This is a genomic window from Planomonospora algeriensis, assembly GCF_977012225.1.
The window spans coordinates 50,900-65,298 of the sequence record NZ_CDRNDK010000001.1; the positions used below are offsets into that span (position 1 = coordinate 50,900).

General features: G+C 72.0%; 14 protein-coding genes and 2 pseudogenes. 4 read left to right on the top strand and 12 right to left on the bottom strand.

Annotation, left to right across the window (positions count from 1 at the left end):
- Window positions 1–9 precede the first annotated feature (9 nt).
- A complete protein-coding gene (locus tag ACWJ6R_RS00235) occupies window positions 10–1,425 on the top strand; it encodes an ATP-binding protein (RefSeq protein WP_449060254.1) in 1,416 nt (471 codons plus the stop codon).
- A 43-nt stretch (window positions 1,426–1,468) separates the two neighbouring features.
- Here ACWJ6R_RS00235 and rocD read toward each other — a convergent pair whose 3' ends face one another.
- The 5 genes from rocD to ACWJ6R_RS00260 form a co-directional block, all read right to left on the bottom strand.
- Complete coding sequence (gene rocD / locus ACWJ6R_RS00240) at window positions 1,469–2,680, bottom strand: ornithine--oxo-acid transaminase (protein WP_449060255.1); 1,212 nt, start codon at window positions 2,678–2,680, stop codon at window positions 1,469–1,471.
- 47 nt (window positions 2,681–2,727) lie between these two features.
- Entirely contained in the window at window positions 2,728–3,627 is a 900-nt protein-coding gene (gene ddaH, locus ACWJ6R_RS00245; RefSeq protein WP_449060256.1) for a dimethylargininase, read from the bottom strand.
- Between the two features lie 134 nt (window positions 3,628–3,761).
- Window positions 3,762–4,235: an Lrp/AsnC family transcriptional regulator gene (locus ACWJ6R_RS00250; protein WP_189234618.1), complete on the bottom strand. Its 474-nt coding sequence runs from the start codon at window positions 4,233–4,235 to the stop codon at window positions 3,762–3,764.
- A gap of 131 nt (window positions 4,236–4,366) precedes the next feature.
- Window positions 4,367–5,077 (bottom strand): DUF5941 domain-containing protein, encoded by a 711-nt coding sequence (locus tag ACWJ6R_RS00255; RefSeq protein WP_449060257.1) that lies wholly within the window; start codon window positions 5,075–5,077, stop codon window positions 4,367–4,369.
- Window positions 5,074–6,651: a CDP-alcohol phosphatidyltransferase family protein gene (locus ACWJ6R_RS00260; RefSeq protein ID WP_449060258.1), complete on the bottom strand. Its 1,578-nt coding sequence runs from the start codon at window positions 6,649–6,651 to the stop codon at window positions 5,074–5,076. Before ACWJ6R_RS00260 ends, ACWJ6R_RS00255 begins: the two co-directional genes overlap by 4 nt.
- Window positions 6,652–6,822: 171 nt before the next feature.
- On the opposite strand from ACWJ6R_RS00260, the gene recO reads away from it, so the two are divergent.
- Together recO and ACWJ6R_RS00270 are read left to right on the top strand one after the other, a co-directional pair.
- Window positions 6,823–7,560: a DNA repair protein RecO gene (gene recO / locus ACWJ6R_RS00265; RefSeq protein ID WP_449060259.1), complete on the top strand. Its 738-nt coding sequence runs from the start codon at window positions 6,823–6,825 to the stop codon at window positions 7,558–7,560.
- Window positions 7,557–8,333: an isoprenyl transferase gene (locus ACWJ6R_RS00270; protein WP_449060260.1), complete on the top strand. Its 777-nt coding sequence runs from the start codon at window positions 7,557–7,559 to the stop codon at window positions 8,331–8,333. The genes recO and ACWJ6R_RS00270 overlap by 4 nt, the downstream gene beginning before the upstream one ends.
- An 83-nt stretch (window positions 8,334–8,416) precedes the next feature.
- Here the strand turns inward: ACWJ6R_RS00270 and ACWJ6R_RS00275 are convergent, their stop codons facing one another.
- The 7 genes and pseudogenes from ACWJ6R_RS00275 to ACWJ6R_RS00305 form a co-directional block, all read right to left on the bottom strand.
- Window positions 8,417–9,841 (bottom strand): hypothetical protein, encoded by a 1,425-nt coding sequence (locus tag ACWJ6R_RS00275; RefSeq protein WP_449060261.1) that lies wholly within the window; start codon window positions 9,839–9,841, stop codon window positions 8,417–8,419.
- Window positions 9,842–10,049: 208 nt separating this feature from the next.
- Window positions 10,050–10,598: a CGNR zinc finger domain-containing protein gene (locus tag ACWJ6R_RS00280; protein WP_449060262.1), complete on the bottom strand. Its 549-nt coding sequence runs from the start codon at window positions 10,596–10,598 to the stop codon at window positions 10,050–10,052.
- 141 nt (window positions 10,599–10,739) lie between these two features.
- Window positions 10,740–11,126: a Fur family transcriptional regulator gene (locus ACWJ6R_RS00285; protein ID WP_449060263.1), complete on the bottom strand. Its 387-nt coding sequence runs from the start codon at window positions 11,124–11,126 to the stop codon at window positions 10,740–10,742.
- The gene (locus ACWJ6R_RS00290; protein ID WP_449060267.1) at window positions 11,123–11,956 is read right to left on the bottom strand and encodes a metal ABC transporter permease; all 834 of its coding nucleotides are present in this window, start codon (window positions 11,954–11,956) and stop codon (window positions 11,123–11,125) included. Before ACWJ6R_RS00290 ends, ACWJ6R_RS00285 begins: the two co-directional genes overlap by 4 nt.
- Window positions 11,953–12,704: pseudogene (locus ACWJ6R_RS00295) on the bottom strand (metal ABC transporter ATP-binding protein). Before ACWJ6R_RS00295 ends, ACWJ6R_RS00290 begins: the two are co-directional and overlap by 4 nt.
- A 36-nt stretch (window positions 12,705–12,740) precedes the next feature.
- Window positions 12,741–13,688, bottom strand: a complete 948-nt coding sequence (locus ACWJ6R_RS00300; RefSeq protein WP_449060264.1) for a metal ABC transporter substrate-binding protein — start codon at window positions 13,686–13,688, stop codon at window positions 12,741–12,743.
- A 118-nt stretch (window positions 13,689–13,806) separates the two neighbouring features.
- Window positions 13,807–14,208 (bottom strand): DUF6703 family protein, encoded by a 402-nt coding sequence (locus tag ACWJ6R_RS00305; protein WP_449060265.1) that lies wholly within the window; start codon window positions 14,206–14,208, stop codon window positions 13,807–13,809.
- A 9-nt stretch (window positions 14,209–14,217) separates the two neighbouring features.
- Between ACWJ6R_RS00305 and ACWJ6R_RS00310 the strand changes: the two are divergent.
- Window positions 14,218–14,399: pseudogene (locus ACWJ6R_RS00310) on the top strand (SRPBCC family protein); the annotation flags it as partial.

Consider the following 14,399-nt stretch of genomic DNA (forward strand, 5'->3'; position numbering starts at 1 on the left):
TATGTTGTGGTGGAGTTCATCGGACGCGAGCGGGAGATCGCCCTCCTGAAGGAGCATCTGGACGCGGTGCACGGAGCGGTGGGGAGGAGCCGCCCCGGTCGCTGTCTGATCATGCGTGGCCGCCGCCGGGTGGGGAAATCGCGGCTGGTCGAAGAGTTCGTGCGATCCGCCGGTGTCCCGGTGCTCTACTACACCGCGGGCGGCGTCCGGCTGGGCCAGGAACTGGAACAGTTCCGCAGGGACGTCTCCCTCGCGGGGGTGCCCGAATGGGAGTTGCTGGCCAGAACGCCGCTGAGCGACTGGGACGGCGCCTTCCATCTCCTCAGCCAGGTGCTTCCGGGTGACCGGGCGTCCATCGTGGTGATCGACGAGGTTCCCTATCTCGCCCAGGGGGATCCGGGCTTCGAGGGGACCCTGCAGCGAGCGTGGGACCGGTATTTCGAGCAGAAGCCGGTTCTGCTGGTCCTCATCGGCTCGGACCTCTCCGTGATGGAAGCGCTCACCAGTTACGGACGGCCCTTCTACCAGCGCGGACGAGAGATGAAGCTCGGCCCGCTCACCCCAGGTGAGGTCGGCCGGATGCTCGCTCTCCCCGCCCCGGAGACGTTCGACGCCTGGCTGGTTACCGGTGGGCTCCCCCTGATCTGCGCGGAATGGAAGAACGGGGAGGGATTGTGGGACTTCCTGGAACACGCTCTGGCCGACCCCACCTCCCCGCTGCTGGTCTCCGCCGAACGATCGCTCGCCGCGGAGTTTCCCAAGCAGGCGATCGCCAAGGACGTCCTCAGCGTCATCGGATCCGGTGAACGGACCTTCGGTAACATCTCCAGGGCGTCGGGAGGGCTCGCCGCCGCGACGGCGACCCGCTCGCTGGAACTGCTCGTCGCGAAGCGGGTCGTGGCCGCCGAACTTCCACTGAGCACCCGGCCGTCCAAGGACCGCCGCTACCGGATCGCCGACCCCTACCTGCGGTTCTGGACGCGTTTTCTGCAGCCCGCGCTGCCCTTGCTGGAGCGAGGGCGGTCGGATGTGGTGCTCCGCCGTATCCGTGACGGCTGGACGTCCTGGCGGGGGCGCGCGGTGGAGCCGGTGATCTGCGAGGCGCTGTCGCGGCTCCTGCCCGGCGAGGCGTTCCCCGACGTGGTGGAGGTCGGTTCCTTCTGGACCAGGACGAACGATGTGGAGATCGACATCATCGGCGCCGACCGTGAGCCGATCGCCAGGCGGTTGTTCTTCGCGGGCTCGATCAAATGGCTGGAGGACCGCCCCTTCGACAATCACGATCTCATCGAGCTGGCCAGGGCCCAGGGAGCCGTACCGGGGGCGGGTGACCTCCCGATGATCGCAGTCTCGAGAGCGGGGGTCACCACGGGAGGTCTGGCGGCCTGCTACGGCCCGGAGGACCTCATCCGCGCATGGGATTGATCTCGTACGGCTCACGCCCCGCGACGCGAGCCGTACGGAGGGATCAGCGGGAGAGGTCCTCGATCGCGCCGGCCAGCTGGTCGACGGCCCAGACGAGGTCGTCCTCGGCGATGACGATCGGCGGGGCGAGGCGGATGGTGGAGCCGTGGGTGTCCTTGGCCAGGACGCCCCGGCGCATGAGCGCCTCGGAGATCTCCCGGCCGCTCCCGAGCGAGGGGTCGACGTCCACGCCGGCCCACAGGCCCCGCCCGCGCACGGCCACCACGCCCCGGCCGACCAGGGCGTTCAGCCGCTCGTGCAGGACGCCGCCCAGCCGCTTGGAGCGGGCCTGGTACTCCCCGGTGTTGAGGATGTCGATGACCGCGCACGCCACCGCGCAGGCGAGCGGGTTGCCGCCGAAGGTGGAGCCGTGCTGCCCCGGCCGGATCACGCCGAGGACGTCGGCGTCGGCCGCGACGGCCGAGACCGGGACCACGCCGCCGCCCAGCGCCTTGCCCAGCACGTAGAGGTCGGGGACGACGCCCTCGTGGTCGCAGGCGAAGGTCTCGCCGGTACGGCCCAGGCCGGACTGGATCTCATCGGCGATCATCAGCACGTTGTGCTCGGTACACAGCTCGCGGACCTGCCTCAGGTAGCCGTCCGGCGGCACGAGCACGCCGGCCTCGCCCTGGATGGGCTCCAGCAGCACCGCGACCGTGTCGGCGTCGATGGCCTCGCGGATCGCCTCCACCGAGCCGTACTTCACGACCTTGAAGCCGGGCGTGTAGGGGCCGTAGCCGCCGCGCGCGTCGGGATCGGTGGAGAAGCTCACGATCGTCGTGGTGCGGCCGTGGAAGTTGTCCTCCATGACGATGATGTTCGCCCGGTCGCGGGCGACGCCCTTGACCTCGTAGCCCCACTTGCGGGCCGTCTTGATCGCGGTCTCCACCGCCTCGGCGCCGGTGTTCATCGGCAGGACCATGTCCTTGCCGGTGAGGTCGCCCAGCGCGGCGGCGAAGGCCGCGAACCGGTCGTGGAAGAAGGCGCGGCTGGTCAAGGTGAGCCTGCCGAGCTGCTCCCGGGCCGCTTCGATGATCTTCGTGTTCCCGTGCCCGAAGTTCAGAGCCGAGTAGCCGGACAGGCAGTCCAGGAACCGGCGCCCCTCGACGTCGGTGATCCAGGCGCCCTGCGCCTCGTGGATCACGACGGGGAGCGGGTGGTAATTGTGCGCGCTGCGGCGCTCACTGAGCTCGATGAGCTCGGCCGTGGTGGTCATCGGTACGTCACCGTCTTCCCTGGTCCGCGGGCTCTGCCCTCTGGTGTTCATCCCCGGATCTCCAGCGTGCAGCACTTCGGGCCGCCGCCGGCCTTGCGGAGCTCGGACAGCCCGACCGGGACGACCTCGAAGCCCGCCTGCCGGAGGGCGCGCCGCAGCCCCGCCGCCTCTTCGTTGATCACCACGTGGGTGCCGTCGCTGACCGCGTTGAGGCCCAGCACGGCCGCGTCGTCCTCGCCGGCGATGACGGCGTGGGGGAAGAGGCGGCGCAACACCTCCTGGCTTCCCGGGGAGAACGCGCCGGGGAAGTACGCCACGTTCTGCCCGTTCAGCGGGAAGAGGGCCGTGTCCAGGTGGTAGAAGCGCGGGTCCACCAGGCGCAGGGTCACCACCGGCCGGCCGAGGAACTCCTGCGCCTCGAAGTGGGCGGCGATGTCGGTGCGGAATCCGGTCCCGGCCAGGATGACGTGGTCGAGGGTGAGGAAGTCGCCCTCGCCCTCGTTGGTGAAGGCCGCCTCGCGCACCCGGTCGTAGCCGTTGCGGACGAACCACTCCAGGTAGGCCGGGCCCTCGGCCGCGCGCTCGGGGTGCGCGAACCGCGCGCCGTACACCCGGCCGCCGACGACCAGCGCGCCGTTGGCCGCGAAGACCATGTCCGGCAGGCCGCGCACCGGGTCGATCAGGCTGACCCGGTGCCCCAGGGCCTCGTAGGCGCTTTTGAGCTCTTCCCACTGCCGGATCGCCGCCGCGCGATCGGCTCCCGCGCCGGGGTCCATCCACGGGTTGATCGCGTACTCGACCGCGAAGTGCTCGGGCGGGCACATGAGGAAGTGCCTCGCCGTGGCGGTCCCGTCCGCCGAGGGGAGCGGGGCCGCGGCCGCCGCGGGCGACGGCCCGGCCCCGGCCGTCACGGGGACGGCGGGAAGGGGGTTCTCCCGGCCGAGCACCTCGGTGACTTCGCTGGCTGTGATGGCGCACCTCCACGAGAGGACGTCGTGTCAGGGACGGCAACAGCCTAGGAACGGGATCAACGCAGGCCAAGGGGCCTGTCGTGCGCGTCGGCGCGGCTTTCGCGCGTCCTTCAGGCGAGGAACGGCGATTCGTTGCGCGTGGTGATCAGCGGGGCGTCGATCAGGCGGGAGAGCACGATGGAGCTCTTGGTCCGCACCACGAACGGCTCCGCGGCGATGCGCTCGATCACCCGTTCCACGTGGCGCACGTCCGTCGCGCGGATGTGCAGCAGCGCGTCGGCCTCCCCGGTGATCGTGCACGCCGAGACCACCTCGGGGTGCCGGGCCACGGCCACCCCGATCTCCGCCGGCGAGGTCTTGCCCGCGCAGAACAGCTCGACGTACGCCTCGGTGGTCCAGCCGAGCGCCGCGGGCTCCACCCGCGCGGTGAACCCGGTGATCGCCCCCGTCTCGCGCAACCGGTCCACCCGCCGTTTCACCGCCGACGCCGACAGGCCCACGCGCTGCCCGATCTCCGCGTAGGTGGCGCGGGCGTCCTCGACGAGCGCCCCGATGATGTCGCGATCCAGCCGGTCCAACTCCACGCTGCTTTCTAACACAGCCGTCCAGCCGGGCGGCGTGCGGTCCGGTCGCGCATACGGCGGGGGCCGCGGCGGTGCGCCGCGGCCCTCGGGTCGTCGTACGGCGGGCGCCCTCCGGCGCCCGGTGCGGTCCGTCAGGCGGGCTCGGCCTCGCCGGTCGCCTGCTCCATGGCCTCCTCGGGGGAGGTCTCCAGGTCGTCGCTCTCCTGGGCCTTCGCCGCCGACGCCTTGTCCAGCCGGACCCAGCTCGTCACGCTCTCGATGGCGAACAGCACGCCCAGGTAGAGAGTGAGCGCGGCCAGCACCCAGGTCAGCGCGCCCAGCGCGGCGCCCGCCCCGAGCAGCAGGAGGCGGATCTCCCAGCCCAGACCGGCGCGGAACACCCAGTCGGGCGGCCAGATGCCCTGGCGGGTCCGGTAGACGGTGTCGTAGGTGTGGTAGCCGACGACGTACAGCAGGACGAACAGCAGCCACTTGGGCGCGTCCGCGGCCAGGCCGACCAGGATGACGATCAGGAACTCGGTCGCCCGGATCAGCGGCGGCACCAGCCAGTCGAGCTTGCCCAGGTGGTCGCGGGCCGCGGTGGGCAGCACCAGCACCACCATGACCAGCGCGGGGACGATCAGGACCGGGCCGTCGTCCAGCATTCCGGCCACCGCCATCGCGACCACCGCGAGCAGCGCGGCGAGGGAGGCCGGGACCGGGGGCAGGCCCGGGCCGACCGCGCGGCGCAGCGCGGTGACCAGCGGGCCGTCGTCGCGGTAGGCGAGCAGGCGTGCGGTCTGGATGCGCAGGCGCTCCTCGTAGGGGTCGGGAGCGGGAGTGGCCTGCGGCTGGGTGATCATGCGAGCGACCTCATCAGACGTCCGGTGAGCGAGTAGGTGGCCCCGATGCCGCCCCAGATGATCAACGCGAGGAAGGTGACCCGGGCGTCGAAGAGGGCTCCGGTGATGGCGATGACGGCGAAGCGCTCACCGATCGGGAACACGATCATCTTGCGGGCCCAGTGCACGGCCCGGTACTTGCCGGCCTTGGTCCACATCTTCAGCAGGTTGCGGATCCCGCTGCTGCGCGCGGCCTTGCGCTGCTCGAGCGCGTCCCGGAGCGGGGTGTCGGGAGCGATCGAGAGCGGGATGGAGGGCAGCGGCGACGGGGGCCTGCGCCGGTTGGCCGCGCCGAAGGAGAAGTCCAGCAGGTGCTTGATGGACTGCAGCCCGAGCGCTACCAGCGCCAGGGTCCACACGTCGCCGACCCCGGAGACGGCCGCGCCGACCGCGAGGCCGGCGAAGACCACGTACTCCTTGAACCGGTCGAAGGTCGCGTCCAGCCAGGCGCCGAGCACGCCGAACTTGCGGGCGTACCGCGCGACCTGGCCGTCCACGCAGTCGAAGACGAAGGCGAAGTAGATCAGGAGCCCGCCGGCCACCATCCCGGGGCGCTCGCCGGTGGCGAAGCACGCCGCCGACGCCACGCCCAGGGCGATCGAGATCAGCGTGACCTGGTTGGGCGTGAGCCCGCGCCGGGCCGCCCAGCGGGCGATGTACCGCGAGTAGGTGCTGACGAAGAAGGTGGTGAAGAAGCCGTCGGCGCCCTTGACCGCGTTGTTCAGCCGGGCCTTGTCCTCGTCGAACCCGGCCATGTCCGCCACGGCCTGGTCGGCTTCGGACCGCTCGGTGATCCGGCGGTAGAACAGATCGCGGCGGCCGCGGATGCCGACCGAGACGCCGCGCCGTACCAGGCCCAGCACCAGCAGCTGGACCAGGTCGTCCTCCGGGCCGAGCAGGTGCGCCATGTCGGCGAGCTCGCGGGCCGCCTCGGCCAGCGTCGGCGCGTGCTTGACGTGCACGTGCAGCGGGCCGAGCAGGACGGCGTTGGGCCGGGTCACCGCGTGGTAGGCCGAGCCGACCGAGATCACGCGGGACTTGGCCGCGCGGACCCGGACCGGCAGACCCTCCAGGACCCGGTCGCCGATCTCGGGCAGGGCCTCGTCGATGGGGGCGTTGGGGACGACGGCGTCGCCGTTCTCGTCCTCCTCGCGGGGCTCCTTGACGATCAGCGCGAGCGCGCCGCGCTTCGACTTGGTGATCTGGTAGATCAGCTCGTCGTGGATCAGCGAGTTGGCGGGGAGGATGAGCAGGTTCTCCGTGGCGTGCTCGACCGCCTCGGCGACGGCGCGCAGATCGCCTGCGAGGTCGGAGGTCTCGACGAGCGTGCCCGGGAAACCCCGGTAGGCCGTGGCGTCGCCCGAACGGGCGATCGTCACCGGCGCGGAGTCGAGCGAGGCGAGCTGGCCGTGCAGCTTGCCGATCACCGTGGGGCAGCCGGGAAGCGCGGGCAGAGTCAGCGCGGCGGGCGGCGTCGACTGGCCGGGGGCGGCATCGGGGCCGGGCGATGAGCCCAGCAGGACCACGCGGGGCATGGCACCCTTTCGTGCGGGGGTGAGGTGGAACCGGGTCGAACATGGCGGGAAAGTTCGCCAGGGGCCAAAGTTTAGTGAGTCCCGAGTGAACAACATGCACTCGTGACCCATCCGTACTCCATGATCATTGCCGAAGGCTTGCCGGGCCGGGTCTCCCCCTAGACTGGGCGGGTGAGCCTGTACCGTGACGAGGGCGTCGTGCTGCGCACCCACAAGCTGGGCGAGGCCGACCGCATCATCACGGTCCTCACCAAGCGGACGGGCAAGATCCGGGGCGTGGCCAAGGGCGTCCGGCGCACCACCTCCCGCTTCGGCGCCCGGCTGGAGCCCTTCACCCACATCGACCTCCAGCTGCACACCGGCCGCACGCTGGACGTGGTCACCCAGGTCGAGACCATCAGGCCGTACGGCGAGGCGCTCATCGCCGACTACCCGCGCTACACGGCCGGCAGCGCGATGCTGGAGACGGCCGACCGGCTGATCATGGGGGAGAAGGAGCCCGCGCTCCGCCAGTTCCTGCTCCTCGTCGGGGGTCTGCGGGCGCTGTCGGACGGGGAGCACGAGGCCAGGCTGGTGCTCGACGCCTACTTCCTGCGCTCGCTGGCCGTGGCCGGATACGCCCCCGCGCTGGTGGAGTGCGCCCGGTGCGAGGGCGCCGCCGTGCGCGCGTTCGCCATCGTGGCGGGCGGCGCGGTGTGCGGGAACTGCCGCCCGGCCGGCGCCGCGGTGCCCGCGGGGGAGACCCTCGCCCTGATGAACGCCCTCCTCAAGGGCGACTGGCCGGTGGCCGACGCCTCCGAGGCCCGGCACCGGGCCGAGTGCAGCGGCCTGGTCGCCGCCTACCTCCAATGGCACCTCGAACACGGCATACGCTCTCTGCGACACGTAGAAAGGGAGCCCGCAACGTGAACGTCCGTCCCCCCGCCCCCCACCCCTCCGGCGCCGTCCCGCCGCCGATCCCGCGCGACCTCGTCCCCCGGCACGTCGCGATCGTGATGGACGGCAACGGCCGGTGGGCCAAGCAGCGCGGCCTGCCGCGCACCGAGGGGCACAAGGCGGGCGAGGCGTCGCTCTTCGACGTGATCGAGGGCGCGATCGAGCTGGGCATCCCCTACCTGTCGGCCTACGCCTTCTCCACCGAGAACTGGAAGCGCTCGCCCGACGAGGTGCGCTTCCTGATGGGGTTCAACCGCGACGTCATCCGCCGCCGCCGCGACCAGCTGCACGCCATGGGCGTGCGGGTCCGCTGGGCCGGCCGTCCCGGGCGGCTGTGGAAGAGCGTCATCTCGGAGCTGCAGGACGCCGAGGAGATGACCGAGCGCAACTCCACGCTGACCCTGCAGTTCTGCGTCAACTACGGTGGCCGGGCCGAGATCGTGGACGCCGCGCTCAAGCTGGCCGCCGACATCGCCGCCGGGCGGGTCAAGCCGGGACGGGTGAAGGAGGAGACCTTCGCCCGCTACCTGGACGAGCCGCAGATCCCCGACGTGGACCTGTTCGTGCGCTCCTCCGGGGAGCAGCGCACCTCCAACTTCCTGCTCTGGCAGTCGGCCTACGCCGAGATGGTCTTCCTCAACCGGCTCTGGCCGGACTTCGACCGCCGCGACCTGTGGGAGGCGTGCGAGACCTACGCCAAGCGCGACCGCAGGTACGGCGGGGCCGTCCCCAACGAGGTGCGCTGACGGCGGCCCGCGACCTGCCCGGCGGACCGCGGAGACCTGGCGGGCCGGAGGATCCCGGCGGGGACGGCGCGGCCCGCGACGGCTCAGTCGCCCTTCTTCTCCGACGCGGGCTTGGGCGCCTCCTGCAGCAGGGAGAGGCCGGCGCGCTCCCCGGCGGTCACCAGGTCGAGGGTGCTGTGGACGATCGTCCTGAGCTCCGCGGCCGTCACGTGCCCGGTGTCGCCGGTCTCCTCGGCGTAGCGGGTGAGCTCGTCGAGCAGCTGGTCCTGGAGCGCCTCCTGACCGGACTGCGCGGACGCCTCGCCGGGGCACAGCCGCGGCCGGTCCTCCGCGTCGCGCTCCACGGTCAGCGGACCTCGCCGCGTCCCGCCGAGCTGCAGTGACATCAGGGCTCCCAGCAGGACGGACATGGCGTCGTACACGTCGCCCATCAGCGCCTTGTCGACCGGCAGCGGGGCGGGGACCGGGTCTGTGCCGGCCCTGCCGAGTCCGAGCGGGGCATCGACGAGCAGGGCGATGCGCCGCTCCTGCTCACCGGGCCGGCCGCCGGCGGTCCTGGACGCGGAGTTGCTCGCGGCGACCCAGGCGCGGGTGATCCGCACGCTCAGGTAGGCGACGGGCAGGCGGATGTACAGCGGCCAGTCCTGCGCGGGCGCGGGCGGGCCGTCCGAGAGCAGGTCCAGCGCCGTCTGCTCGTAGTTGGCCGCGTTGCCCAGGGCGAGCGGGGCGGGCAGCGTCCGGTGCAGGCCGGTGTTGCGGTAGAGGTAGTCCACGATCCCGGCGGGGTCCATGGCGTGGGAGCCCTCGTGCATCAGGAGCGTGCCGACCCGGACCTCGTTGCTGTTCAGGATCTCGGTGGGATGCACCTCGATCACCGGTCTGCCGTCCACGAACGTCTGGTGCGCCGGCTGGTTCGACGGGAGGTCGTAGTTGGGCAGGAACCCGCCTTTCTCCCGGAGGAGGCGTTCCAGCGTCGTGACGATCCCCTCGATGTTCTTCCCCGCCCGGCCGACGGCTTCAGCCGGGAAATTGCTGCTCAGGGCGGCCTTTCCGGCGCCGGTCCCGAGTCCGGCGACGACCTTCTCCCGGAGGGTCCGGATCGCGAATTCGATCCGGTGCCGGGCCATTTCGAATTCTTTTCGGACGTGGCCGGGGTCGGGCGGCGGGCGGCGGGTGGAGAAGGTCGCCCCGAGCCTCTCCTGAAGGGCGTCGTCGTTGAACCGGCGGATATTGATCAGGAGCTGGTTCCGGATGGACCAGCCGTCCCCGGACCTCCCCGCCCGGAGCAGTTCGTCGAGTCCCTCGGCGAGCGGGGGGTACGTGTCGGCGAGCGACCGGGCCGTCGGCGGGACGTCGGCGGGGTGCTCGCGGGCCGCCGCAGCTCGGACCCGGGCGAGCTGCGCGCCGATGAGGCGGCGGTACCCCTCCACGATCTGCGCCGACCGCGCCGGGTCCTCCAGCGCCTTTTCGGTCGCGTCGTCGATCTCCGGAAGCGCGTTGACGGGCATGGCGGTTTCCCCTTACCCCGGTGATCCGAAATGCGGATATTTCTCTGCCCGTCCCGGACACTAACAGGAAACGGATCGATTGCAAGGAGGGAATTGATTTCGGGAGAATTCGCCGAATACGGCCCCGGGGTGGAGAGTGAATGCCGGGAATCCGGATTTCTTCAAGGGTGATCCCTGCGCGGCAGGGGGAGGGAGCCCGGGCGACGGCTCAGGCGCGGCGGCGGGCCCGGTAGGCGGCCACGTGCATGCGGTTGCCGCAGGTACGGCTGTCGCAGTAGACCCTGGAGCGGTTGCGGGACTCGTCGACGAAGACGCGCTCGCAGTCGGGGGCCGAGCAGGTGCGCAGGCGCTCCCATTCACCTTCGACGAGCAGGTGCGCCAGGGCCACGCCGAGATCCGCCGAGAGGTGCTCGCCGAGGGAGGCGCCCGGGGCGAAGTAGTGGACGTGCAGGGAGTGGCCGTCGTGCTCGGTCAGGCGCGGGGTGATGCGGGTCTCGCTCAGCAGGGTGTTCAACCGGATGACGGCGGTGGCCTGGTCGGGGGCGGTGAAGACCTTGTGGAAGGCCTCGCGGAGGGCCCGGATCTGGCTCAGGTCGGCCGCACCGAGCTCTCCGACGCCGCTGATCTGCCAGCGGTCCACGAATTCGCCGAGCCGGTCCAGGCTGTCCAGCCGGTCCTCGCCCCCGGTCGAGGGGGAGGTGTTGACCAGGTCGACGGCGGTGGCGAGCGAGTGCACCATGTCATGTCCGAATGGCATGTCGACTCCTGTTCGGTGCGGGTTCGGCGTGGTCGCCCGTACGGCGGCCCGCCGTTCCGGAAGCGTATCTCTCCGGGACGGCCGGCGGCCTCGCGTCACCGCACGGCGCCGCCTCGGTTCCGCCGCGGCGGGCAGGACCCCTCAGGGCCGCGCGGCGGTGGAACAGGACGAGCAGGTGCCGAACACCTCGACCGTGTGCGTGATCTCGGTGAAGCCGTGCTCGCTGCCGACCGCCTCGGCCCAGCGCTCCACGGCCGGACCGGCCACCTCGACCGTCCGCCCGCAGCGGCGGCAGACCAGGTGGTGGTGGTGGTCGCCGCTGGCGCACGCCCGGTAGACCGACTCCCCGTCGTCGGTGCGCAGGACGTCCACGTGGCCCTTGTCGGCCAGTGCCTGCAGCGCCCGGTAGACCGTGGTCAGCCCGATCTTGGCTCCCTCCGCGCGCATCTCGGCGTAGACGTCCTGCGCGCTGCGGAAGCCCTCGCTCTGGCGGAGGATCTCGTGTACGGCATCACGTCTGTTGCTCATGGGCGGGACTCCTGAGGTCGGCTTCGGCGTACGAATCTACCGAGCCCGAGGGCCAGGACGAACCCTCCCAGCGCGACGAGCACGATCAACGCGCCCGGCGGCGCCTCGACGTAGAAGGAGGTGGTGAGGCCGCCGACCGTGGCGACCACCCCGAAGACCATGGCCAGCAGCATCGTGCTGCGGAATCCCCGGGTGAGCTGCTGGCCGGTCGCCACCGGGACCACCATCAGGGCGCTCACCAGCAGCAGCCCGACCACCCGCATGGCGATGACCACGGTCAGCGCCGCGGTGACGGCGATCAGCAGGCTGAGGAGGCGGACCGGCAGACCGCTGGCCTTGGCGACCTCCTCGTCCTGGCACAGGACGAACAGCTCCCGGCCGAAGACCGCCACCACGCCGAGCACCGCGACCGCGAGCGCGCCGATCACCCACACGTCCTGGAGGGTGACGGTGCTGATCGAGCCGAACAGGTAGGACATGAGGGTGGAGTTGCTCCCGCCGGGGGCGAGTGAGATGAGCAGCACGCCTCCGGCGATCCCGCCGTAGAACAGCAGGGCCAGAGCCACGTCGCCGCTGGTCCTGCCGCGCGCGCGGACCAGCTCGATGGCGACGGCGCCGAGCACCGAGACGAGTACGGCGGTCAGCACGGGGGCGGTGCCGGTGAGGAAGCCGAGCGCCACACCGGTCAGGGCGACGTGCCCGATGCCGTCGCCCAGCAGGGCCAGGCGGCGCTGCACGATGAAGGTGCCGACGGCGGGCGCGGTCAGGCCGATGAGGAGCGCCGCGACCATGGCCCGCTGCATGAAGTCGTACTGGAGCAGGTCGATCACGAGGTGGGTCTCCACTCCAGGGGGCTCGCCGGGGGCTCCTCGGCGTGCGGGTGCACGTGGTCGTGGCCGGGCAGCGCGTGCGTGCCGACCGCGTGCGGCGGCGGGCCGTCGTGGCAGACGCAGCCGTCGCGCAGGACCACCGCGCGGGTGACCAGGGGCTCCAGCGGGCCCAGCTCGTGGGCGACCAGCACGACCGTCTTCCCCTGGTCCACGAGCCCGGTGAGCGTGTCGGCCAGCAGTTGCTGGCTGGCCGCGTCCACGCCGGCCGTGGGCTCGTCCATGACGAAGGCGTCGGGCTCGCCGGCCAGGGCGCGGGCGATCAGCACCCGCTGCTGCTGCCCGCCGGACAGCGCCTGCACCGGGTCGCCCGCCTGGTCGGCCAGGCCGACGGCCTCCAGGGCCCGGGAGGTCGCGGCGGCGTCGGCCGCGCTCGTCGGCCGGAGCCGGCGCTGCCGCGCGATCCGCCCGGAGGCGACGACCTCGCGGATCGTGGACGGCACACCGCCGCCCACCGAGAGCCGCTGGGGCACGTAGCCGATCCGCCACCAGTCGCGGAACCGGGCGGGCGCGCGCCGTACAGGAGGGTCGAGCCTCCGGACAGGGGGGTCAGGCCGAGCAGGGCGCGGACGAGGGTGGACTTGCCCGACCCGTTCGCGCCGAGGACGGCCACCACCTCCCCGGAGCGGACGGTCAGGTCGATGCCGCGCAGCACCGGGCGGCGGTCCAGGCTGACCTGGCCGCCGCGCATGGTGAACGCTTCTTCTTTATCTGTCACCTGATGCCTTCACGAGCAGCTGAGCGCCTTCTCGAGGGTGGTGAGGTTCCGGCGCATGGCGGACAGGTAGTCGCCTTCCGCCGGCCGGCTCTCGATGGGGTCGAGGACCGCGGTGGTGGCGCCGACCTCCTGGGCGAGAACCTCGGCGACCTTCGGGCTGACGAGGGTCTCGGTGAAAATGGTAGTCACTTTTTCCTGTTTGGCGATTCCGGCCACCTCGGCCAGGCGGGCGGGGGAGGGTTCGGCGTCCGGATCGACGCTGATCCCGACCTGCTTGAGCTTGTAGCGGTCGGCGAGGTAGCCGAAGGCCTCGTGGCCGGTGACGATGGAGCGCGAGGCGCAGTTCGCCAGGCCCTGGGCCAGCTCGCCGTCGAGGGCGGCGAGGTCGGCGGCGGTCTTCGCGGCGCGCTCCCGATAGCCGGCGGCGTGGGCGGGATCGGCGGCGGCCAGCTTCTCGCCCAGCCGGGTCGCGACGGTGGCGAACCGGCTCGGATCGAGCCAGAGGTGCGGGTCGTAGGAGACCTCGTGCCCGTGCTCCTCCTCGGCGTGGCCCTCCTCGCCGTGGCCCTCCTCCGCGTGCTCCTCGGCGGCGAGGGTCTTGACCAGGGTGGCGGCGTCGAAGCCCCGGTCGGCGGCGTGCTGCTCGACCGCCTCGTCCACGGCCGGCTGCACCCCCTTGACATAGGCCACGAGGGAGGTCTTCTCCAGCCCCGCGACCTGGGCCGGCGTCAGTTCCAGGTCGTGCGGTTCGACACCGGGCTCGGCCAGGCCGATGACGGCGGCGTCGCCTCCCCCCACCCGCTCGGCCAGCCACTGCAGGGGGTACAGGGCCGCGGTGACCTCGGGGCGGCCTCCCGCCGCGCCGCCGGTGCCGCCGGCCGATTCGGCGGCACCGGAGCCGCAGGCGGCGGTGGCGGCGAGGAGAGCGGTCCCGGTGAGCAGGCCGGCTGCGCGCATGCGGATACGTCGGGAGGAGTCGGACATCATGTCCAACAGTATGCGCGTAAATGAAAACGGTTGTCAAAATCGATCGCTGGGGTGACCGGCGGACCGGTCATCGGGGCGGCCTGCGGCCTCAGAAGGCTCCGAAGCGGTCGGCGGCCAGCAGCAGGAGGAAGGTCAGCAGGGCGATCCGCAGGATGCGGCCCTTGGCGCCCAGGGACGGCCAGGACATGTATGCCAGCCAGCCGACGAACGCGATCACCGGGAGCACGGCGAGACCGCCCCACAAGGACGGCGCCGCGAGACCGGCCAGCAGGAGGACGACCAGGGCCACCGGAGGAAGCCAGCGGGGCAGCTGGAACAGGAACACCAGGGGCGCGGCGCTGAGCCGTTCGACCTTCCGCCGGAGTCCGGCGGCGTCGGGGGTGAAGAACTGCTCCCCGGGCGGGAGCGGGCGCCTGGCGGATCCTCCGGGACCGGCGGGGAGGAGACCGGTTCCGGCGAGCCGGGCGGGAAGGCCCATCCCGTCCGCCATCTGACGGCGGTGCCCTCCCCCGACCGGGTGTCCGCGGCGGAGGACCGGCCGCAGGAGACGCACCCGGGCGGGACCGCCCGCACCCCTCTGACCCCCGAGGAGGAGGCGCTCGACCTGCTGGAGGTCGCCGGGGTCCCGCTCCTGCGCCGCGCCGCCCCGGCGGCCGCGGCCCTGGCCGGCCTGATCCTGCT

Bases quoted from the DNA above. Each gene is read 5' to 3' on its own strand.
- ACWJ6R_RS00305 (WP_449060265.1), bottom strand. From the start codon at position 14,208: ATGGCGGACGGGATGGGCCTTCCCGCCCGGCTCGCCGGAACCGGTCTC.
- ACWJ6R_RS00275 (WP_449060261.1), bottom strand. From the start codon at position 9,841: ATGCCCGTCAACGCGCTTCCGGAGATCGACGACGCGACCGAAAAGGCG.
- ACWJ6R_RS00285 (WP_449060263.1), bottom strand. From the start codon at position 11,126: ATGAGCAACAGACGTGATGCCGTACACGAGATCCTCCGCCAGAGCGAG.
- ACWJ6R_RS00280 (WP_449060262.1), bottom strand. From the start codon at position 10,598: ATGCCATTCGGACATGACATGGTGCACTCGCTCGCCACCGCCGTCGAC.
- ACWJ6R_RS00255 (WP_449060257.1), bottom strand. From the start codon at position 5,077: ATGATCACCCAGCCGCAGGCCACTCCCGCTCCCGACCCCTACGAGGAG.
- ACWJ6R_RS00300 (WP_449060264.1), bottom strand. From the start codon at position 13,688: ATGCGCGCAGCCGGCCTGCTCACCGGGACCGCTCTCCTCGCCGCCACC.
- ACWJ6R_RS00260 (WP_449060258.1), bottom strand. From the start codon at position 6,651: ATGCCCCGCGTGGTCCTGCTGGGCTCATCGCCCGGCCCCGATGCCGCC.
- rocD (WP_449060255.1), bottom strand. From the start codon at position 2,680: ATGACCACCACGGCCGAGCTCATCGAGCTCAGTGAGCGCCGCAGCGCG.